The organism is Escherichia sp. XD33 (assembly GCF_019375075.1).
In the GTDB taxonomy this organism is placed as follows: domain Bacteria; phylum Pseudomonadota; class Gammaproteobacteria; order Enterobacterales; family Enterobacteriaceae; genus Enterobacter; species Enterobacter flexneri_A.
In genome coordinates, this window is sequence record NZ_JAENDM010000319.1 from 1 (window position 1) to 600 (window position 600).

At 48.7% G+C, this 600-nt stretch carries 1 protein-coding gene; it reads left to right on the forward strand.

Annotation, left to right across the window (positions count from 1 at the left end; genetic code table 11):
- Positions 1-58: 58 nt before the first annotated feature.
- Positions 59-600 (forward strand): DNA methyltransferase (locus tag K0778_RS27005; protein ID WP_139007618.1); only part of this gene is annotated, 542 nt, incomplete at its 3' end.

Consider the following 600-nt stretch of genomic DNA (forward strand, 5'->3'; position numbering starts at 1 on the left):
GGCCCACTGCTTTAGCGCAAAAGCAGAGTGAGCCTACCAGAGTTACGCTTACTGATCCATGAAAAATACTGTAAAAATAAACAGTGTTGATTTAATCAACGCTGATTGCCTGCATTTTATTCAGTCCCTGCCTGATGACTCCATTGATCTGATTGTTACCGATCCACCGTACTTCAAAGTGAAGCCCAACGGCTGGGACAATCAGTGGAAAGGGGACGAAGATTACCTGAAGTGGCTGGACCACTGTCTGGCCCAGTTCTGGCGGGTACTGAAACCAGCCGGAAGCCTTTACCTGTTCTGTGGGCATCGCCTGGCATCTGATATTGAGATCATGATGCGTGAACGTTTCAACGTGCTTAACCATATCATCTGGGCGAAGCCGTCCGGACGTTGGAATGGGTGTAATAAAGAAAGTCTGCGCGCATATTTTCCTGCCACAGAGCGCGTTCTGTTTGCTGAACATTACCAGGGGCCATATCGCGGCAAAAGTGACGGCTATGCGGCAAAAGAAAGGGAACTCAAACAGCACATAATGGCACCGCTGATATCGTATTTCAGGGATGCTCGTGCCGAACTGGGTATAACGGCAAAACAAATTGC